The following is a 19,076-nucleotide window of genomic DNA, read 5'->3' as shown; positions in this document are numbered from 1 at the left end:
AGGCCAGCCGTCCGGCGTGGACGACCGGCCGGTTGGCGCCGACTTTCAGCGCGGCACGGGCGCAGACCTCGTTGCGCCAGGTCGGACCGGCCATGACGGCGCTGATCCGCTCGATGTCCGGGGTGGTCATCATCGCCGTAGCGCCTGGCGGCCCGACGACGGGCAGGTGGTGCGGCCGCTGCCCGGTGAGGGCCCGCGCCGCGTCGCGCAGGCCGTGCCCGGCCAGCTCCAGCAACCGGCCCACCCCCGCCAGACGGACGACGTGCGCCAGGGTGGCGAGCCCGTCCGTGGCGGGCGTCAGCGCGACCGCCGCCGCGACGCGGCCGTCCCGTGCGGCGACGGCGACGACATGGCCGCCCGCGTACGACGTGCCCCACAGGACGATCCGGTCCGGGTCCACACCGGGCAGGTGCCGGGCGGCGGCGAGGGCCGCGTGGTAGTCCTGCCGCTGCCGTCGTACCGACACGTCCTGCCGGGGCGTGCCGCCGGAGTCGCCGAAGCCCCGGTAGTCGAACAGGAACACGTCCATCCCGGCGTCGGCGAAGCCCTCCGCGTAACCCGTCAGACCGCTGTCGCGGGTGCCGCCGAAGCCGTGGGCCATGACCACGCACGGCCGGCCGGCCGGGCCGGTCAGGGCATCGCTCCGGGCCGGGAGGTGCGTGGCGCCGCAGGTGACGCCGTGGCTGGGGAAGGTGACCTGGCGGCTCACCGGCCGTGCCTCGCTCCGCTGAAGTGCAGGGCCGCGTCCGCCACCGGCCCGTCGCGCAGCCGCTCCACGTCCTTCTCGTACGCCATCTCCACCGTCCACGGGCCGCGCGTCCCGGCCCTGGGGAAGGCCCCGATCCCGCGCTCGACGTATCCGGCGGACAGGTTCATGAACGGAACCCGCTTCATCGCCGGGTCGTGCAGCACGGGCGTGACGGTGTCGTAGCCGTGGGAGTCCATGTGGTCGAGCAGGCGGCAGAAGTGCTCCCAGACCAGGTCCACCTTGAGGGTCCAGGAGAGGTTGGTGTAGCCGAGGGCGAAGACCAGGTTGGGGACGCCGGACAGCATCATCGCCTTGTAGGCGGTGGTGTCGGACAGGTCGACCGGGAGCCCGTCCACCTGGAGCCGCATCTTGCCGAAGGGCGACATGTTGAGCCCGGTCGCTGTGACGATGACGTCGGCGGTCAGTTCCCGGCCCGACTCCAGCAGGATGCCCGCCTCGGTGAACCGGGCGATCCGCTCGGTGACGACCGAGGCCCGGCCGCTCGACAGCGCCTTGAACAGGTCGCCGTCGGGCACCACGCAGAGCCGCTGGTCCCAGGGTGCGTAGCTGGGGGTGAAGTGCGTGTCGACGTCGAAGTGCCGGGGGAGTTCCCGCCGTACCCGGGCGATGAGCAGCCTGCGCGCCAGCTTCGGGGCCCGCCTGCACAGCTTGTACATGCTCCGGGTCAGCCAGATGTTCTTGCGCCGGACGAGCTTGTGCGCCCGCCGCGGGCCGAGCACCTTGCGCAGCACGCCGGCGACCACGTCCTCGGACGGCAGCGAGAAGATGTACCCCGGAGACCGCTGGAGCATCGTCACGTGCCCCGCCCGGCCCGCCATGGCCGGGATCAGCGTGACCGCCGTGGCGCCGCTGCCGATCACCAGCACCTGCTTGCCGGTGTAATCGAGGTCGTCGGGCCAGTGCTGCGGATGGACCACGCGGCCGCGGAAGTCCTCGACTCCGGCGAACTCCGGGGTGAACCCTTCCCCGTGGTCGTAGTAGCCGGTGCCGAGGAGCAGGAAGCGGGCGGTGAACGTCGACTGTTCCCCGGTGTCCGTCCGTTCGGCGGTGACCGTCCAGCGACGCTCGGCCGTGGAGAACTCCGCGCCGGCCACCCGGTGCCCGAACCGGATGTGCCGGGCGAGCCGCTTGTCGGCGACGGTCTGCTGGAGGTAGTCGAGGATGAGGTGGCCGTCGGCGATGGCCTTGCGGTGGGTCCACGGTCTGAAGCCGAACCCGAAGGTCGACATGTCCGAGTCCGACCGGATGCCGGGATACCGGAACAGGTCCCAGGTACCGCCGATCGACTCCCGTGCCTCCAGGATCGTGAACGTCGTGCCAGGGCGCCGGGACGCCAGATGGCCGGCCGCACCGATACCGGAGATCCCGGCACCGACGATCAGCACATCGACGTCGGCGGCCGGCGGCGAGCTGTGGGTCTTCTCGGTCATGCTGTCTCCTCGCCGCCGTCGTGGCGGACTGGGTCGTGCCGACTGCCGGACTGCGGCGGGCCGCCCGCCCGGGATCGCATGGTGGCGGCGCACTGAAACTCGAATTGCATTCGAGTCTACGAGTCGGTCATGCGCTGTCAACCTCAACCGCCACCGGCTCCGCTGATATGATCTCGAATCGTGTTCGACAAGGATTCGACGACTTCCACCCGCCCGCCCGTGGTCCAGCGGCGCGGTGTGGAGCGCAGGCGTGCCATCCTCGACGCGGCGGAGGCGCTGCTCGCGGAGCAGGGGTACGAGGCGGCCACGCTCAAGGCGATCGGGGAGCGGGCGGGTATTCCGACCGCGTCGATGTACCACTACTTCCCGGACCGGCATCAGGTCGACGCCGAGCTGCTCCAGCACCACGTGCAGCAGCTCGACGCCATGGTGAACGGTGTGCTGGAAGACCCTGAGCCGTGCACGCTCGAAGGCATCGCGGACGCCCTCATCGACGTGGTACTCGCCTACTTCCGCGGCCACAGGAGCTGCACCGAGCTGTGGTTCGCGGGGCGCAACGAGACGCTGGACGCCCTGGTCCGCGGCTTCGACGAGGCCCAGGCGGAGCGGCTCTGGCTCGTCCTGGTCGAGCGGAACCTCATCGCTGCCGACACCCCGCGCCACGTCGCGCAGATCGCCTTCGAGGTGGCCAACCGGTTCTTCGACATCGCGTTCCGGCGCTCCCCGGACGGCGACGACGTGACGATCGACGAGGGGCGCCGCATGCTCACCGCGTACTTCCGGACCTACGCCCCCGCAGAGGCGTAGCCCGGCTGTCAGCGCAGCGGGTCGCCCCACGCGACCCGCTCGCGGAGCTGCTTCTTCAGCAGTTTGCCCCCGGCGTTGCGCGGCAGCGGCTCGCCGGCCATGGTGACGTACTGCGGGACCTTGAAGTCGGCGAGCCGCTCACGGCAGTGCGCGAGCACGGCCGGCAGGTCGATCCCGTCACCGTGCAGGACGGCCCCGACCTTCTCGCCCATCACGTCGTCGGGCACGCCCAGGACCGCCGCGTCCATGACCCCAGGCGCCGAGAGCAGCACCGCCTCCACCTCCACGCTGGAGACGTTCTCCCCGCCCCGGTTGATGATGTCCTTGGCCCGGTCGACGATGTGCACCCGCCCGGCCGGGTCCACCCGGACGATGTCGCCGGTACGCAGCCAGCCGTCCACGAAAGCCTCCGCCGTGGCCCGCGGCCTGTTCCAGTATCCGGTGGTCACGTTGGCGCCCCGGACCACCAGTTCACCGAGGTCGCCCCCGATCGGCAGGACGCCCAGGTCGACCGCGGGCACCGCGTACCCGACGGAATCGGCGTGCTCCACCGCGTCCCGGTCCGGCAGAACCGTGATCAGCGAGGCCGTCTCCGTCATGCCGTACCCGTTCATCAGTGACGCCGTGGGGAACGCCGCCCTCAGGGACCGGACCAGCGCCGGGGCGATCGGGGCGCCGCCGTAGGCGACCGTGCGGACGCCGGAGACGTCGGCGTCCGCGAAGGCCGGGTGCCGCAGGAGCAGCGCGTACACGGCGGGCACCGTCACCAGGAAGGTGATCCGCTCCGCCGCCAGCGCCCGCGCCATGCTCGGCAGGTCGGGCGCGGGCATGATCACCGAGGTGCCGCCGGCGTAAGTGGCCACCAGGAGCTGCGAGTTGCAGGCCGTGACGTGGAACAGGGGTGCGGAGATCAGCGTGCGCAGCGCCGGTCCGGTGTCCTTCGGCAGCCCGAGGCAGCGGACCATGGTCTCGGCGTTGGTGAGGAAGGCGGCGTGCGTGGTGGGGACGCCCTTGGGGTGGCCGGTCGTGCCCGAGGTGTAGAAGAGCGCGGCCATGTCGTCGGCACCCAGGTCCGTCGCCACGTACGGGTCGCCGTCGGGGAGCGGAGTGCCGGGCGCCAGGTCGGCGCGCGCACCGGAGTCGGTGAGGACGAACTCGACCTCCGGCGGGGCGGACCGCGTGTTGACCGCCACCGCGATGCCCCCGGCGAGCAGGGTGCCCCAGAAGGCCAACACCCAGTCCACGCCCGCCGGATACCGCACCGCCACCCGGTCGCCGCGCTCCACCCCCGCCGCTCGCAGCCCTCCGGCCACCCGTGAGGCGCGCTCCCACAGCCGGGCGTAGGTCAGGCGCTCCCCGCCCAGCTCGACCACCGCCTCGGTGCCGGGCCGCTGCTCGGCGTGCGCCCGCAGCACATCGAGCAGGTTCGCGGGGAGGCCGGCGTAGCGCGGGACGCCGTCGGCACCTCGGACGACGGCCTGTCGGGGGAACGGACACGTCGTGCGGGGGATCTCGAATACTGCACGGCTCACGGGGGCGGCTCCTGAGGGGGGCGATGCGGCTGCCAGGGCCTTTCTTCCGGATCAGGTTGGCTCGGGTCGGCAGGATCCGGAAGAGGGCCCTAGACGAGTGCCTCGACTATCTCGTGGCGCGGAGTGCCGACGCGTTCGAGGGCGGTGTAGAACGCCTCCGGGTCGGCCCAGTCCTCGGGAGCGAAGGCGCCCGATCGCTTGCCGGCCTCGTCCAGCGCCAGGACCATGAACGCCGCGCAGGCGGTGCCGGTCAGGCTGCCCATGCTGCTGGCCAGGTAGGAGCCGGGGCCGCTGACCACCGTGCGGCGGACGGCGACGGCCGGACGCCCGTTCCGGGTGCCGGTGACGCGGGCCAGAAGACCGCCGCGCCAGGGATACGTGCGGCGCAGCGCGGAGGCCAGCAGGAACCTGGACAGCGTCCCCGCACCGCTCTCGCCCCGGCGGACCTGACCGGTCATGCCGCGCAGAGCGTGCCGGAGAGCGGTGGCGTCGTCGACGCGGTTGTGGAGGACGGCCTGGATGAAGTCGACGGCCTGCTCGACGGTGATCTTCCCGCGCTGGACGGCCAGTCCGAGACCGCGTGCGAGGCCGTTGAAGGGGGCGGGGTCGAGACCGCCGACGCAGCGGATGCGCCGGGCCTCGGGATAGCGGCGGGGGAGGGTGACCGGCTCCGGGTGGGCGGTCTCGTACAGCAGGATCTCGCCGACGCCGCCGCCCATGGGGACAGTGGTGGTCTCCACGTACGACTCGTGGACGACGGGAGCGCCGTTCTCCCAGGTCAGGCAGTCGCCGGCCGCGATGTGCATGAGGTGTTCGAGGACGGCCCGGCCCACCTCGGGGCGTTCGTCGCCCACCAGCCAGGCCAGGTCGATGTTCTCGACCGTGTCGAGTTCGCTCGCGGCGTCCACCACGAGGACGTTGCTCATGCCGGGGGAGGCGCCGCAGCCGACGTAGACCGGGATGCCCGCCTCGTGCGCCCGGTCGGCCAGGGAGAGGGCGTGCTGGGTGCTCTCCACGTCGTCGTCGAAGTCGAGATACGGTACCCCCGCCTCCAGGCAGGCCGAGATCACCGGCTCCGAGGTGCGGATGTACGGGCCCGCGCCGAGAACGACGAGGGCGGCGCCGTCGACCACGTCCAGCAGGCCGGCACGGTCGTACAGGTCCAGCCGCCGGGCCGTGGCCCGGCCACGCGGCAGCCGCGCGAGCAGGGGGTTCAGCAGGTCGGGCCGGATGTCGCACAGGACCAGCTCCCAGTCCCCGTCGGCCCTGGCGAACCGCTCGATGGCCACCCGGCACATCTCACCCGCCGCGCCGATGAACACCACCTTCCGCGCCGTCATGCAGCACCTCCGAGGGGTCCGCGGGTGTCGACGTCAAAACAGTGAGCCACAGCTTGCTCCGTTCTGTTGCGGCGAGCAGATCCGATCTCGAATCGTGTTTCAGTTTAGGGGCGGGGCGCCTGCCGTCAAGAGGCCGGAGGTATCGAGCCTTGTCGAGCAATGCTCAACAAGCTAGGGTCGGCGACCATGACCGTCCCGCCCGCACCGGCCCGTGCCCGGCTGAAGCCGGAAGAGCGCCGGGCGCAGCTCATCGGGATCGGGCTGCGTCTGCTCACCACCCGCCCCATCCACGAGATGTCCATCGACGAGGTGGCCGCCGAGGCGGGCATCTCCCGCGGGCTGCTCTTCCACTACTTCCCGACCAAGCGGGACTACTACGTGGCCGTCGTGCGGGCCGGTGGGGACCGGCTGCTGCTGCACGCCAGGGCCCCGGAAGAAGGCACGCCGGGGGAGCGGGTGCGCGGGATCGTCGACGGCTTCGTGTCCTTCGTGCGGCGGCGCAAGGACAACTACGTGGCCGTGGTGCGGGCCGCGGCCGGCGGTGACGAACGCGTGCTGGAGGTCTTCGAGGGCAACCGCCGCGTCCTGACCGACCGGGTGCTGGACGCGGCGGGGGTCCATGACCCGACGCCGCTGCACCGGCTCGCCGTCCGGGGCTGGCTGGCCATGGCGGAGGAGATGGCCATCGGCGCCGGCGACGAGGTCGTCACCACCGCCGACCTGGTCGACCTGCTCGTGAGCGCTCTGGAGCAGGTGAGGAAGCGGTTCGCCCCGCGTAGCACCTGAGAATCGACAGAAGGGGAGCGGGAGTTCCGCCATGCCACTGATCTGCCTCGTCCGTCACGGCCAAGCCTCCGCGGGAGCGGACGACTACGACGTCCTCTCCGAGCCCGGCCGCGTCCAGGCGGCCGCCGTCGGCCGGGAACTCGCCCGCCGGGGCCTGCGGGACCCGTACGTCGTCTCGGGCACCCTGACCCGTCAGCGCGACACGGCTCAACTCCTCGCGGAGGCGGCCGGATTCGAGCGCCCGCTCCATCAGGACGCGCGCTGGAACGAGTACGACCACCTCGACCTGATCGCCCGCTACGCCCCCGCGTCCGGCCGGACCTCCTCGACGCAGGACCTGCTCGACCACGCCCTGTTGGCCTGGATGCGGGACCCCGCCGCGACCGACGCCGACGGCGAGACCTGGGCCGCGTTCGCCGGGCGGGCCACCGCCGGACTGGCCGAGCTGTCCGCCACGCTCGGCCGGGGGCGGGACGCGGTCGTCGTCACCTCGGGCGGCGTCCTCGCCGCACTGTGCGGAACGCTGCTCCCGCTGCCCCACGGGGGAGTCGTCGCCCTGAACCGGGTGGCCGTCAACGCCTCCGTCACCACCCTCGCCGTGGGGGCGTCCGGCACCACCCTGCTGACCTTCAACGAGCACGCCCATTTCACCGGTGACAGGCGGCAGTTGCTCACCTATCGCTGAGGCGCGGAGCACGCCCCCTCAGTCCGCCGCGGAAGCAAAGCCGGCGAGCGGGGCCCGGGTGGCCGTGCGGTATGTACGGGGACGCGGAGGGCGCCGCCTGGTCAGGGGGTGCCCTCTGGCCTAGAAGGGTCCCCGGCAGGGAACATGTCGACATAGCGTCATGGTCATCCCGCACGGTCCGTCTCTTTCCGGGCCCGGTCCCCGCCAGGAGATCACGAAGTGTCCTACGACAGCTCCGAGTTACCCTCCGATCGCCGCGCACCCAGTTGGTCGACGGGACATGGTCCGACGGAGCCGCCGGGCCCTCGCTCCGGTCCCCACCGCACCCTGCGCATGCTGCGCCGCGCCTACCGCTGGCAGCGGCGCGTGGCGTCCCTCACCGCGCTCGGCTACTTCGCCGTCTTCCTCACGCTGACCGTCAAAGCTCCGTGGCTGATGACCCGTCCAGGACCGGGCGGACTGCCCACCGGTCTCGTCCTGGCCCTCGTGCAGATCCCCGTCACCTGGCTGGCCGTCCTGCTCTACGAGGCCACCGCCTACCGACTCGTCGACCCGCTGGCCCGTCGCGCCCGCCAGTCCTACCCGGCGCCCGTGCACCGGGAAGGAGGCCGGTGACGGAGTTCAGCGGTCCCGCGCAGTCCTGGTCCCTGGCCGCCTTCTGCTCCGTCGTCGCGCTGACCCTGCTGCTCTGCGTCCTCACCGGTCCGGACGCGGACGACCTGGCCGAGTTCTACACCGGCTACAAATCCCTCTCGCCCCTGCGCAACGGGCTCGCCATCGCCGGGGACTACATCTCCGCCGCCACCGTGCTCACCATCGGCGGCATCGTCGCGCTGTGCGGGTACGACGGGGTGGTCCTCGCGCTCAGCGCCGTACTGTCCCTGCTCCTGCTGATGTTCCTGCTCGCCGAGCCGCTCCACAACACCGGCCGGTACACCATGGGCGACGTGCTCGGCCACCGCCATCCGGCCCGGTCCGTCCGCGTCGCGGCCTGCGCGGCCACCCTGCTCGCGCTCGTCCCGATGATGATCGTCCAGCTCGCCGGGGTGGGTGAACTCCTCGCCTATGTCATGGGGTTCACCGAGCCCGCCGCGAAGAACGGCTGTGTGGCCGGGGCCGGGATACTCATGATCAGTTACGCGGCGCTGGGCGGCATGCGGGGTACGGCGCTCGTGCAGATCTTCAAGACGGTGATGCTGCTCGCCTCCGGGCTCGTCGTCAGCGGGCTGATCCTGCACACCTTCGGCTGGAGCACCGAGGCGCTGTTCCGGACCGCCGCGCGCGAGAGCGGGGCCGGCCCCGCGTACCTGCGCTGGGGGCTGCAGTACTCCAGCAGCCCGCATCCCGCGGTCGATCTGGCGAGCACCCAGTGCGCGATCGTGCTGGGCGCCGGGTGTCTGCCGCACGTCACCATGCGCATGTACACCGCCGGGACGCCGCGCCAGGTGCGGCGGGCCATGTCCTGGGCGGTCTCCTCGGTCACCCTGTTCATCCTGATGCTCGTCCTGATCTGCACCGGGGCCACCGCCCTTCTCGGGCACGCGCGCATCACCGGGGCCGATCCGCACGGCACGACGGCCTATCTGCTGGGCGCGCGGGCCGCGTTCGGCAGCGGTCTCTCGCGCTCGGAGAGCCTGCTCTTCGCCACCGTCACCACCGCCGTGTTCCTGACCCTGCTCGCGTCCGTGGCGAGCATGACGCTGGCCTGTGCGAACGCGCTCGCCCATGACCTGACGGCCTCCCGCCGCGCCCCGCTGGCACCGGTGCGGGAACTCGCCCTCGCCCGCTCGTGTGCCCTGCTGGTCGGCATCCCCGTCATCCTGGTGGCCGCCCTCGCCCAGCACCGCAGCCTCCAGCCGCTGGCGACCCTCTCCTTCACCCTCGGCGCCTCGGCGATCGCGCCCGCGCTCCTGTTCACCCTCTTCTGGCGCCGCTACACCCGCGCGGGCCTGCTCGCCACCCTCATCGTCGGCTCCCTCACCGTCCTCGCCCTCACCCCGGGCACCACCCTCGTCTCCGGCACCCCCCTCTCCGCCTTCCCCGAGGCCGACTTCGACTGGTTCCCCTACAACACCCCGGCCCTCGCCTCCATCCCGGCCGGCTTCCTGGCCGGCTGGCTCACCTCCGTCCTCACCGGCAAGTCCACCGCCGACCGGGAACGCGCCCGCTACGAATCCACCGAACACCGCCTCCTGACGGGGCCTCCGGCAGGGGACCGTTCGGCGGGAGGCACGGATGGCTCTTGACCAGTTCCGGCAACGGGCGGGCCACCTCCGCGACCTCCGCGACCGGCTCAACCTCTCCGAACGCGGCCGGGTGTGGGCCAACGAGGAGTTCGGGCGCCCGCGCGGCTGAGCGCCGGGGGTTCTGACGAGGCCAAGGAGGAGGAGGAGCACGGCCCCTGACCGACAGGACGCCCGCTAGCGCGTCACCGCCTGTGCGATCAAGTCCTCCGACTCGCCGGGCTCCGTCGGCCTGCTCGCCAAGGTGAAGACGATGCGGGTGCCCTCGGTGTGGGTGAGGTCCACCGCGATGGTGCCGCCGTGGAATTCGACGATCTTCTTGCACATCGCTAGGCCGATGCCGCTGCCCTGGTAGCGGTCCTTGGTGTGGAGGCGCTGGAAGATGACGAAGACCTTTTCGGCGTACTCGGGAGCGATGCCGATGCCGTTGTCGGTGACGGCGAAGCGCCAGAAGTCGCCGTCCTGTTCGGCGGAGATGTGGATGACCGGGGTCTCGCCGGGGTGACGGAACTTGATGGCGTTGCCGATCAGGTTCTGCCAGAGCATGCCCATCTGCGTGGAGTCGGCGACGAGGGTGGGGAGTTCGTCACGGGTGATCACCGCTCCCGACTCCTCGATACTGACGCTGATCGCGGTGAGGGTTCGCTTCATCACCGTGTTCAGGTCGACGCTCTGCTGGGTGTTGTGGACGCGGCCCACGCGGGAGAAGTCGAGCAGGTCGTTGATGAGGGTCTGCATGCGGTTCGCGCCGTCGACGGCGAAGTCGATGTACTGGTCCGCCCGTTCGTCGAGCTGACCGCCGTACCGCCGCTGGAGCAACTGCGTGAAGCTGGACACCTTCCGTAGCGGTTCCTGGAGGTCGTGCGAGGCGACGTACGCGAACTGCTCCAGTTCCGCGTTGGACCGCTTGAGGTCGGCGGACTGCTCGTCCAGCCGCAGCCGGGCCTCCTCACTGAAGTCCAGCGCCTGGAGCAGCCGCATGCGCATGGACTCGATCTCGTCGCTCAACTGCCGCAGGTCGGCGGGGCCGGTCGGGGTGATCGGGTGGCGGAAGTCGCCTTCCGCGATGGTCCGGGCGTCCGCGCCGATCCGCTCCAAGGGCCCGGTGACACCCCGGCGCAACGCCTCGGAGACGATCACCGCGAGGGCCACGATGACCGCCGCGATGGCGGCGAAGATCCAGTTCCGCAGGCGCATCGTGGCGAGCAGGTCCGCCCTGGCCGACGCGCGGTCGGCGCGCAGCCGTTCCTGCTGGGTGGCCATGGCGGCACGCGTGGCGTCGAAGGCCGTCCTGCCCTTGTCCGCGTTCTCGGTGGCCAGAGGAGAGGGCTTGCCGGTCGGTGAGGCCGCGATCTGCCGCGCGATCTGCGCCTGCCACGTCTCGATACGGTCCTCCACGACCTTGAGGTCGCGCAGGCGCGCGGGGTTGCCCCGGAGGAGGCCCGACAGTTCCTTCGTGTACACCTTCTGCTGGCTGAGCCCCTGCCGGTACGGGCCCAGGAAATCCGGGGTGCCGGTGAGTCCGTAACCCCGGATGCCGGTCTCCTGGTTGAGCAGCGCCGACTCCAGCCGGATCGAGGTCATCAGCGCGGGAGACTTCACGTCCACGAGGTTGTCGCTGATCGACGCGGTCCGCCCGAGCGCCCAGGCGCCGGTCGCCCCCAGGAGCACCAGGACGGACATCGCTACGGTGACTCCGAGGCGAAGCCAGCGCCGAGTCGTCCACCGGGACAGCTCCCGCGCGTGCGGCGGCTTCTCAACGACGGGCATCCTCTGTTCTCCTCCGCGGTGACGGCCGCGATCACAGCGGCGCAGGCATACCTTAAGCGACGATGACAACCGTTGTTGTCGCGGGTGATGCCGAGGGCTTACGCTGCTGGTCATGCCTGGCAAGAACTTCGTCGTGCCGACCGCCCCGCAGGAGTTGACCGCCCTCGCGGACGCCGCGGTCGACGAGGTCGCGCGGCGCATCGTCCATGAGGTCACGGAGCCAAGTGCCCGTGTTCCCTCGCCGGACGATCCCATGCACGCGCTGACCCGGCTGCACGTACTGACGCATCTCCAGCGGGCCGCCGAACGCCTCCAGCGTGCGGCGGCCGTGGAGGCCGCCCGCGCGGGTGCCGGCTACCCCCAGCTCGGCGAGGCCAGCGACATGACGCGCCAGGGCGCCCGGCGCCGCTGGCCGGGACTCTTCACCCACTCCAATGAAGCACCCACGGAGCATCCGATGATGACCAGCCCCACCCGCCCCTTCGACGTCCTGCTCGTCGAGGACGACGTCGCAGACGCCCTCCTCATAGAGGAGGCCCTGTCCGAGCGCGGTGCCCGGAACCTGGTCCAGGTCACCGACGGAGTCGCCGCGCTGGAGCACCTGCGCGCCCCGGACAGCGTGCGCCCCGACCTCATCGTGCTCGACCTCAACATGCCCCGCATGAACGGCCGCGAGCTGCTCCAGATCCTCAAGGCCGACGAGGAGCTCCAGACCATCCCCGTCGTCGTCCTCACCACCTCCTCCGCCCCCGACGACGTCACCGGCGCCTACCAGGGCCATGCCAACGCCTACGTCACCAAGCCCGTCAACCTCGCCGAATTCGAACAGGCCGTCCAGAGCATCGACGCCTTCTACCTGGAAACGGCAACCCGCCCCCCGCGCGCCTGAACCGTCGTGGAGCACGGTCGTACGGACCCCGCCGGCCCGTACGACGGCACCGCCTTCACCCTCGCCTGCGCCTGAACGCGAACGCCCGGACGGAGTCCTGACCGCTCAGCCGGAACGGGGGAGCGGTACCTTCCTTGATCACCTTGGTGCCGAGACGCGTGACGGTGGCCACGCCGGCCGAACAGACGACAGCGAGCACCTCGGCCGGCACTCTCTCAGCCTGGCAGGATGACCGCATGGAACGTGTACTTGGAATCGGCGGCTACTTCCTGCGGGCCGCCGATCCGGTGGCCCTGAACGCCTGGTACCGGGACTGCCTGGGTCTGGACGCCGATGAGCACGGCCTGTGGCAGCAGGGGACCGGGCCGACCGTGTTCGCGACCTTCGACTCCGGAACCGGCTACTTCGGCTCCCGCACGCAGCAGACCATGCTCAACTTCCGCGTCGCCGACCTGGACGCGATGCTCGCGCAACTCCGCGCCAAGGGGGCCGACGTGGCCGGCGAGACCCAGGAGATGGAGGGCGTCGGCCGTTTCGGATGGGTGACCGATCCGGAGGGCAACCGCGTCGAGTTGTGGCAGCCCGCCTGACGGCGGCTCCGTCAGTCCAGAGCCACGTTCTTCGTCTCCGGGGCCCACGCCACCGACGCCGCGAGGCCGATCGCCAGCACGACGGTCAGGGCCAGCATGGTGGGGGAGAAGCCGATGTGGTCGAGGCTGAGGGGGAGGAGGAAGGTGCCGATCGCCGAGCCGATGCGGCTCATGCCGTTGAGCAGGCCGACGCCGGAGCTGCGGAGGTCGGTGGGGAAGAGCTCGGCGGGGTAGACCTGGTCGAGGTTGACGGCCGCCGACATGGTGAAGGTGAAGACCAGGAACAGCGGGAAGAGCAGGGCCTTCGGCGCGTCGGGCCAGACCGCCATGGGGGCGAGCGCGGCGATGAGGACGACGAAGGACCAGATTGTCAGCCCGCGCCGGGTCATCTTCGCCACGAACCACAGCCCCGCCACACTGCCGCCCAGCAGGAACAGGTTCAGGACGCCGTCGCTGGTGGTGTCCTCCTCGCCGACCCCGATCTTGGCCAGCACCAGCGGCAGGAACGTATAGATGGCGAAGTACGGCACCACCTGGGCGTTGTAGAAGACGACGCCGAACGCCGTGCGCCGCCAGTACTCGGGGCCGAACAGGTCCCGGTAGCGCGCCCGGGGGCGCTCGGCCGCGGCGCGGGCGATACGGGCCAGCGAGGCGACCTGGTCCTCCTTGCCGCCGAGCCGGCGCACCACGGCCCGTGCCTGCTCCAGGTGCCCGCGTGCGACGAGCCAGCGCGGGGACTCCGGCACGCCGAGCCGCAGCAGCACCACCGCCAGCGCCGGCAGACTGCTGGACGCGAGCAGCCACCGCCACGCCTCGCCGCCGAGGCCGACCACCCAGTTGCCGAGGAAGAACGCCACCACGTACCCCACCGTCCACATGACGGTCAGCGAGGCGAGCAGTCCGCCCCGGTAGCGGCGCGGTACGAACTCGGCGACCAGCGTCGGGCCCAGCGCGTAGTCGGCGCCGATGCCGATACCGATCAGCAGACGCAGTACGAACAACTGGGCGGGGCCGGTCACGAAGAACTCGGCGGCCGACGCGACCGAGATGAGCAGGAAGTTGTACGTGTAAAGGCGCTGGCGGCCGATCCGGTCGGCGCCCCAGCCGACGACCACGCTGCCGACGAAGATGCCGATCAGCGCCGCCGCGCCGAGCAGCCCCTCCCACACGGAGCCGAATCCCAACTGCCTGGCGATCAACGGCAGCGCGATGCTGATGATGCCGAGTTCATAGCCGTCGGAGTAATTGGCGCAGAACGTCAGCGCGGTGATGCGCAGATGGAAGCGGTTGAGGGGAGCGTCGTCGAACGCGGTCGCCGCCGCGTCGCCCCCCGAGGGTCCGGGAGCGTCACTCCCGGAGGAAGAGGTCTTGCTCTGCGGCATAGTCTTCGAAACCTTCCAGTCGTTGCCGGGCCGAGGCACCGGCCGCGTCGGCCATCGCCTCCACCAGCGCCACGGTCAGCGAGACGACCGCGGCATGCGAGTCGAACACGAACTCGGAGGCGACTCCCGCGCTCAGCACGTCGTCGGCGAGGGGGGTGAGCGCCGTGACGAGCCGGTCCGTGATCAGAAGCGTGTGCAGGCCCAGGGTGCGGGCCTGGTGGAGCGCGGCCGCGCACTCCCGCGGGTAGCGGGGGAGCGCGACCATCACCGCTGTTCGGGCGCCGCACCGGTGGGCGTGCCGTAGGTGGTCGCCGAACACACTGCCCGAGTCGGTCAGCAGCCGGACATCCGGATGGATCTTGGTGGCAAGGTAGGCGAACGAGGCGGCCTGTGCGGCCGACACGCGGTACCCCACGACGACGAGCGGCACGGACGCCATCAGCCGCTCGGCGATCGCCCGCAGCCGGGTCTCGTCGGCGAGCTGGGCGCGCAGCGCGGCGAGGTTGCGCAAGTCGGCGTCGACGGCGGCCTGGAACTTGTTGCCGTCGCGCTCCGGCACCGGCTCGGTGGTCGCGTCGCGCAGATAACGCCGGAACTCCGCGTACCCGTCGAAGCCGAGCAGGGCGACGAAACGGGTCACCGACGGCTGGCTCACCTGCGCGTGCTCGGCCAGCTCGGCGCTGGTCAGCGCGGCGGCGTCGCGCGGACGCTCGGCCAGATAGCTGGCGATGCGCCGTTGCGCGGGCGTGAGCCGGTGCGCGGTGAGCAGCTCGTGCAGCGACCGGGGCACCAGGTTCTCCTTCTCGCCTTCTCGCCGGCGGGGTTCTTGCCAGCAGGATGAATCAAGAGTTACATGCTATTCGCAGTAATGAATGAACTCTTGTCAAGAGGGGTGGCGATGACCGACTCCAGCCGCATCCTGATCAGCGGCGCCGGACTGAGGTGCGCCGACGTGGTCCGCGTGGCCCGGCGCAGCGCGTGGCCGAAGCTGGCTCCCGACGCGCTGACCAGGGCGGAACAGAGTTACGAACTGGCCGTTGAGCTGGGGGCGAAGGGCGCCGTCTACGGCCGGACCACCGGCGTCGGCGCCAATCGCCACATCGTCGTCGACCCCGACGGCGCCGACCTGCACGGACTGCGCCTGCTGCGCAGCCACGCCGGCGGCACCGGCGCGCCGCTGCCCGACGACGCGGTCCGCGCGGTCATGGCCGTACGTCTCAACCAGCTCGCCGCCGCCGGCAGCGGGGTGCACCCCCGGCTGCTCCGGGCGCTCGAACAGGCCCTGCGCGTAGGCGCGTTGCCCCTCGTGCACACCCGTGGCGCGATCGGCACCGGCGACCTCACCGCGCTGGCCGAGATCGCGCTGACCCTCGCCGGTGAACTGCCCTGGGAGTCCGGCGGCATCGACCCCGTCGCGATCAGTCCCGGCGACGCGCTCGCCTTCATCTCCAGCAACGCCGCGACCCTCGCCGAGGCCGTACTCGCCTGGCACGACCTGTCCCGGCTGCTCGCCGCGAGCCATGTGGTGACCGCGCTGACCTTCTGCGCGCTGGGCGGCTCGGCGGAGGCGTACGACGAGCGTGTGCACGCCTCGCGGCCGCATCCCGGCGCCGTACGGTGTGCCGCCGAGCTGCGCCGGCTGCTCACCTCGGGCGGCGACCTGCCACCCGGCCGGCGCCTCCAGGACCCGTTCGGCCTGCGCGCCTTCCCCCAGGTGCAGGGGCCCGCGCTGGAAGCCGCCGCGCGCGTGGAACAGGTGCTGGAGGTGGACATCAACGCGGCGGCGGAGAACCCGCTCATCGACACGGAGACCCAACAGGCCTTCCATCACGGCCAGTTCTCCACCGCTCCCGTCGCGCTCGCCTTCGACTACCTGCGCGCCGCGCTCCACCACACGGCGGAGCTGTCCGCCGCCCGCCTCAGCGACCTCGTCGAACCCGACCTCAGCGGCCTGCCGCCTTTCCTCGCCGAGGGCCCTGCGGGCAGCTCCGGCGTGATGATCCTCGAGTACGTCGCCCACGACGCCCTCGGCACCCTCCGCCACGCAGCCTCTCCGGTCACCCTCGGAACGGCCGTCATCTCCCGCGGCCTGGAGGACCACGCCAGCTTCTCCACCCACGCGGTCCGCAGCACGGTCGCGGCGACGGCGGCCTACCGCACGGTCCTGGCCTGCGAACTCCTGGGCGCGGTACGCGCGTTGCGCATGTCCGACACGGAACTCCCCGACACCCCCCTCCGCCACGCCTTCGCCCTGGCCTCGGCGGGCCTTCCGCATGTGGCCGAGGACCATCCACTGAGCACGGAAATCCAGCAGGCGGAACGGCTGCTGGACCGGCTGGCGGTTCTGTGACTGCCGGTCTGCCGGGTCGGGCCCGTCGAGCGCAGGTACTCGATCCGCGATGAGTTTCACTGGTCCCGCCAGTCTCACCACCGTTGTCGACTGTCAAGGAGGAGCTCGTGGGGCAGCTGTTGCGGGTGCAGAACTTCAATGTTTCCAGTGATGGGATCGGGGCCGGAGAGGACCAGACGCTGGAGAGGCCGTTCGGGCATGTCGATCCCGGCAGGCTGTTCGCGTGGGCCGGGGCCACGGCGAGTTGGCCGATGCGGACCGAGCCGGGCGGGAGCCGGGGGCTGGACGACTACCTCACGCGGGACTACGCGCGGAACATCGGCGCGGAGATCATGGGCCGGAACAAGTTCGGCCCGCAGCGCGGGCCTTGGGAGGATCTGGAGTGGGAGGGGTGGTGGGGTGACGAACCTCCCTTCCACACACCGGTGTTCGTGCTGACGCACCACAAGCGGCCCTCGATCACCCTGTCCGACACCACCTTCCACTTCGTCGAGGGGGAACCGGCGGAGGTGCTCGCGCAGGCCAAGGAGGCGGCGCAGGGGAAGGACGTACGGCTCGGGGGAGGGGCCACCACCATCCGGGAGTTCCTCGACGCCGACCTGGTCGACACCCTGCACGTGGTCGTCTCGCCGGTGAAGTTCGGGTCGGGCGTACGGCTCTGGGACTCGCCGGACGACCTGCTGGACCGGTTCCACCGGGACGTCGTCCCCAGCCCGAGCGGAGTGACGCACCACCTGTTCTGGCGCAAGTGAACAGCGCTCAGGGCAGCTCCCGTACGGGGCTGCCCTGAGGCGGGGGGTGTCGTCCTCGCTCCTGGTCCGCTCCGTCCGCGTCACGTGGCGTGCCCCGGCGGGAGTCGGCGCCGGCGTCAGGCCGCTACGACTTCCCCTTCTTCTTCAGCGCCGAAGGCTTGTGCACCGCAGTCCGCCCCGACTTGTCGCTGCGGACCTCGTACTGGGGGTCGTCGGGGGAGGCGTCGACCGTGCGGCCGGCGGCCTCGGTACGGTCGGTGATCTTCCTTTCGACCTTGCCGGTGGTCTCGGTGCCGTGGGTGCTCCAGGCGACCTTGTCGCCCTTGGCGGGACGGTCCTTGTCGGAGGCGTTCATCGGGGCTCCTGGGTGAGGGGGCGTTCTTCCACCCTGGCGGGACGCCGGCCCGTTCGCACCTGGGCGCGGGGTTGCGGGCGCGTCGCGGGGTACACGGTGGGGCGTAGGACCGTGGCCGATCAAGGAGGAAGTGGCGATGGACAGCGTGCGCGAGATCATGACGGGGAACCCCACGACGGTGGACGGCCGGGAGTCCGTCACGTCCGTGGCGCGGACGATGCGTGACGACGGGGTCGACGTCGTGCTCGTGGTGGAGGGCGGCGCGCTGCGGGGACTGGTCAGCGATCACGATCTCGTCGTACACGCGCTGGCTGAGGCGGCCGACGCCGAGAAACTGACCGTGGCCGAGGTGGTGCGCGGGGGACTCGTCACCGTCGACATCGACGACGGTCTCGACAACGTCGCCCGGCTGATGGAGGAGAACTCGGTCCGGCAGGTCGCCGTCATCGAGAGCGGTTCCCCGGTCGGCGTCGTCCACGCGAGCGACCCCCGCCTCCAGGGCCGCTCGGGCCGCATCGACTCCCCCACTCCGGAACACGCCCGCAAGTCACGCGGCGACAGCTAGGCGCTTCCTGGCGGCGAGCGGCAGGCACCCGGACCGCCCCCGCTCGCCGCGCATCCCCCCGCCCGCCCCCGTACATTGGGCCGGAAACCGCTGGGAGGACTGTCATGCGGCACACCGTCACGGTCGCGGGCCCCGCTGCGCCCGATGTGGTCTGGGAGCGGTACGCGCGGTACGAGGAGTGGGCGCGATGGGCGCCGCACCTGCGCGCGGTCCGGACGGAGGGGGACGTCATCCGGCCGGGTGCCCGGGGTGAGGTCGAGGTCGCGGGGTTCCTGCGCGGGCGGTTCGAGGTCACCGAGGTCGACGAGCCGAAGGGCGCCTGGGCCTGGAAGGTCAACTTCCTCGGCATCCCCGTTCTGGTGGGACACACCATGCAGCCCCGGGGCACGGGCACCCGGGTCGCCGTCCACCTGACGGCACCCGCACCGGTACCGCTGGTCTACGCACCCATGGTCGACTGGGCCCTGCACCGGCTGACCCGCGTCTGACTCACCGCCCGCGCCGCACCTGGGCCGCCCGCCGGGCCTCCGCCAGCTTGCGAGCCTCGCTGGTCTTGCGGGACGGCCGGCCCCCGGACGTGTCCTTGCTGGAGCCCATGCCGCGGAACGGCGCGTTGGTGTTCTTGGGGCGGGAGGACGGGCCGCCGTCGAGCGGGGTGCCGGAGGGCCTGCGGGCGCCGGTGATGCGGGTGAGCGCGGCCTCGCCGGAGCGCACCTTGGTGACCGTCGGCTCGACTCCGGCCTCCGACGTCACCTTGCTCAGTTCGCGCCGCTGGCCCGACAGCACCAGTGTCACCACGCTGCCCGAGCCGCCGCTGCGCGCGGTGCGGCC

Annotated in this window: 19 protein-coding genes and 1 pseudogene; 11 read left to right on the top strand and 9 right to left on the bottom strand. The window is 71.5% G+C overall.

The genetic code is table 11. The features are described from left to right. Together GT030_RS11285 and GT030_RS11280 are read right to left on the bottom strand one after the other, a co-directional pair. Nucleotides 1-709, bottom strand: a 709-nt coding sequence (locus GT030_RS11285) for an alpha/beta fold hydrolase (RefSeq protein ID WP_161200976.1), incomplete at its 3' end; no start/stop codon positions are given. Next, complete coding sequence (locus GT030_RS11280) at nucleotides 706-2,199, bottom strand: NAD(P)/FAD-dependent oxidoreductase (RefSeq protein WP_161200975.1); 1,494 nt, start codon at nucleotides 2,197-2,199, stop codon at nucleotides 706-708. The genes GT030_RS11285 and GT030_RS11280, both read right to left, overlap by 4 nt. Nucleotides 2,200-2,379: 180 nt before the next feature. On the opposite strand from GT030_RS11280, the gene GT030_RS37340 reads away from it, so the two are divergent. Further along, nucleotides 2,380-3,006 (top strand): TetR/AcrR family transcriptional regulator, encoded by a 627-nt coding sequence (locus tag GT030_RS37340; protein WP_346009610.1) that lies wholly within the window; start codon nucleotides 2,380-2,382, stop codon nucleotides 3,004-3,006. A gap of 8 nt (nucleotides 3,007-3,014) precedes the next feature. Here the strand turns inward: GT030_RS37340 and GT030_RS11270 are convergent, their stop codons facing one another. Together GT030_RS11270 and GT030_RS11265 are read right to left on the bottom strand one after the other, a co-directional pair. Next, the gene (locus GT030_RS11270) at nucleotides 3,015-4,538 is read right to left on the bottom strand and encodes an AMP-binding protein (protein WP_161200974.1); all 1,524 of its coding nucleotides are present in this window, start codon (nucleotides 4,536-4,538) and stop codon (nucleotides 3,015-3,017) included. An 89-nt stretch (nucleotides 4,539-4,627) separates the two neighbouring features. Beyond that, on the bottom strand, nucleotides 4,628-5,878 hold the full coding sequence (locus tag GT030_RS11265) for a saccharopine dehydrogenase NADP-binding domain-containing protein (protein WP_161200973.1): 1,251 nt from the start codon (nucleotides 5,876-5,878) through the stop codon (nucleotides 4,628-4,630). Nucleotides 5,879-6,064: 186 nt separating this feature from the next. Here GT030_RS11265 and GT030_RS11260 point away from each other — a divergent pair, with 186 nt between their 5' ends. The 4 genes from GT030_RS11260 to GT030_RS11245 all read left to right on the top strand — a co-directional run bounded on the left by GT030_RS11260 (nucleotide 6,065) and on the right by GT030_RS11245 (nucleotide 9,595). Next, nucleotides 6,065-6,664 (top strand): TetR/AcrR family transcriptional regulator, encoded by a 600-nt coding sequence (locus GT030_RS11260; RefSeq protein WP_161200972.1) that lies wholly within the window; start codon nucleotides 6,065-6,067, stop codon nucleotides 6,662-6,664. Between the two features lie 31 nt (nucleotides 6,665-6,695). Beyond that, nucleotides 6,696-7,349: a histidine phosphatase family protein gene (locus GT030_RS11255; protein WP_161200971.1), complete on the top strand. Its 654-nt coding sequence runs from the start codon at nucleotides 6,696-6,698 to the stop codon at nucleotides 7,347-7,349. 219 nt (nucleotides 7,350-7,568) lie between these two features. Next, nucleotides 7,569-7,964 carry a DUF485 domain-containing protein gene (locus GT030_RS11250; protein WP_346009609.1) on the top strand — a complete coding sequence of 132 codons (396 nt, stop codon included), beginning with the start codon at nucleotides 7,569-7,571 and terminating at the stop codon, nucleotides 7,962-7,964. Then, nucleotides 7,961-9,595 carry a cation acetate symporter gene (locus GT030_RS11245; protein ID WP_161200970.1) on the top strand — a complete coding sequence of 545 codons (1,635 nt, stop codon included), beginning with the start codon at nucleotides 7,961-7,963 and terminating at the stop codon, nucleotides 9,593-9,595. Before GT030_RS11250 ends, GT030_RS11245 begins: the two co-directional genes overlap by 4 nt. Nucleotides 9,596-9,769: 174 nt before the next feature. Here the strand turns inward: GT030_RS11245 and GT030_RS11240 are convergent, their stop codons facing one another. Continuing rightward, the gene (locus GT030_RS11240) at nucleotides 9,770-11,362 is read right to left on the bottom strand and encodes a sensor histidine kinase (RefSeq protein ID WP_237522314.1); all 1,593 of its coding nucleotides are present in this window, start codon (nucleotides 11,360-11,362) and stop codon (nucleotides 9,770-9,772) included. A gap of 112 nt (nucleotides 11,363-11,474) precedes the next feature. Between GT030_RS11240 and GT030_RS11235 the strand changes: the two genes are divergently transcribed. Further along, entirely contained in the window at nucleotides 11,475-12,251 is a 777-nt protein-coding gene (locus GT030_RS11235; protein ID WP_161200969.1) for a response regulator, read from the top strand. A 236-nt stretch (nucleotides 12,252-12,487) separates the two neighbouring features. Continuing rightward, the gene (locus tag GT030_RS11230; RefSeq protein ID WP_161200968.1) at nucleotides 12,488-12,841 is read left to right on the top strand and encodes a VOC family protein; all 354 of its coding nucleotides are present in this window, start codon (nucleotides 12,488-12,490) and stop codon (nucleotides 12,839-12,841) included. An 11-nt stretch (nucleotides 12,842-12,852) separates the two neighbouring features. Here the strand turns inward: GT030_RS11230 and GT030_RS11225 are convergent, their stop codons facing one another. Together GT030_RS11225 and GT030_RS11220 are read right to left on the bottom strand one after the other, a co-directional pair. Next, complete coding sequence (locus tag GT030_RS11225; protein ID WP_161200967.1) at nucleotides 12,853-14,223, bottom strand: MFS transporter; 1,371 nt, start codon at nucleotides 14,221-14,223, stop codon at nucleotides 12,853-12,855. Further along, the gene (locus GT030_RS11220) at nucleotides 14,189-15,013 is read right to left on the bottom strand and encodes a MurR/RpiR family transcriptional regulator (RefSeq protein WP_161200966.1); all 825 of its coding nucleotides are present in this window, start codon (nucleotides 15,011-15,013) and stop codon (nucleotides 14,189-14,191) included. The genes GT030_RS11225 and GT030_RS11220 overlap by 35 nt, the downstream gene beginning before the upstream one ends. Before the next feature lie 108 nt (nucleotides 15,014-15,121). Here GT030_RS11220 and GT030_RS11215 point away from each other — a divergent pair, with 108 nt between their 5' ends. Further along, nucleotides 15,122-16,573, top strand: coding sequence for an aromatic amino acid ammonia-lyase (locus GT030_RS11215; RefSeq protein WP_161200965.1), 1,452 nt, complete (start codon nucleotides 15,122-15,124; stop codon nucleotides 16,571-16,573). Nucleotides 16,574-16,680: 107 nt separating this feature from the next. Continuing rightward, a complete protein-coding gene (locus GT030_RS11210; RefSeq protein ID WP_161200964.1) occupies nucleotides 16,681-17,325 on the top strand; it encodes a dihydrofolate reductase family protein in 645 nt (214 codons plus the stop codon). A gap of 124 nt (nucleotides 17,326-17,449) precedes the next feature. Here GT030_RS11210 and GT030_RS11205 read toward each other — a convergent pair whose 3' ends face one another. Beyond that, nucleotides 17,450-17,680, bottom strand: a complete 231-nt coding sequence (locus tag GT030_RS11205) for a DUF2945 domain-containing protein (RefSeq protein ID WP_161200963.1) — start codon at nucleotides 17,678-17,680, stop codon at nucleotides 17,450-17,452. A 136-nt stretch (nucleotides 17,681-17,816) separates the two neighbouring features. Between GT030_RS11205 and GT030_RS11200 the strand changes: the two genes are divergently transcribed. Beyond that, complete coding sequence (locus tag GT030_RS11200) at nucleotides 17,817-18,245, top strand: CBS domain-containing protein (RefSeq protein WP_161200962.1); 429 nt, start codon at nucleotides 17,817-17,819, stop codon at nucleotides 18,243-18,245. Between the two features lie 104 nt (nucleotides 18,246-18,349). Next, nucleotides 18,350-18,733 carry an SRPBCC family protein gene (locus GT030_RS11195; RefSeq protein WP_161200961.1) on the top strand — a complete coding sequence of 128 codons (384 nt, stop codon included), beginning with the start codon at nucleotides 18,350-18,352 and terminating at the stop codon, nucleotides 18,731-18,733. A 1-nt stretch (nucleotide 18,734) separates the two neighbouring features. Here the strand turns inward: GT030_RS11195 and GT030_RS11190 are convergent. Further along, nucleotides 18,735-19,076: pseudogene (locus GT030_RS11190) on the bottom strand (RNA helicase); the annotation flags it as partial.

Source organism: Streptomyces sp. SID1328, assembly GCF_009865595.1.
Lineage (GTDB): Bacteria > Actinomycetota > Actinomycetes > Streptomycetales > Streptomycetaceae > Streptomyces > Streptomyces griseoluteus.
The sequence above is the reverse complement of the archived record's forward strand: the minus strand, read 5'-3'. Positions and strand labels throughout refer to the sequence as shown.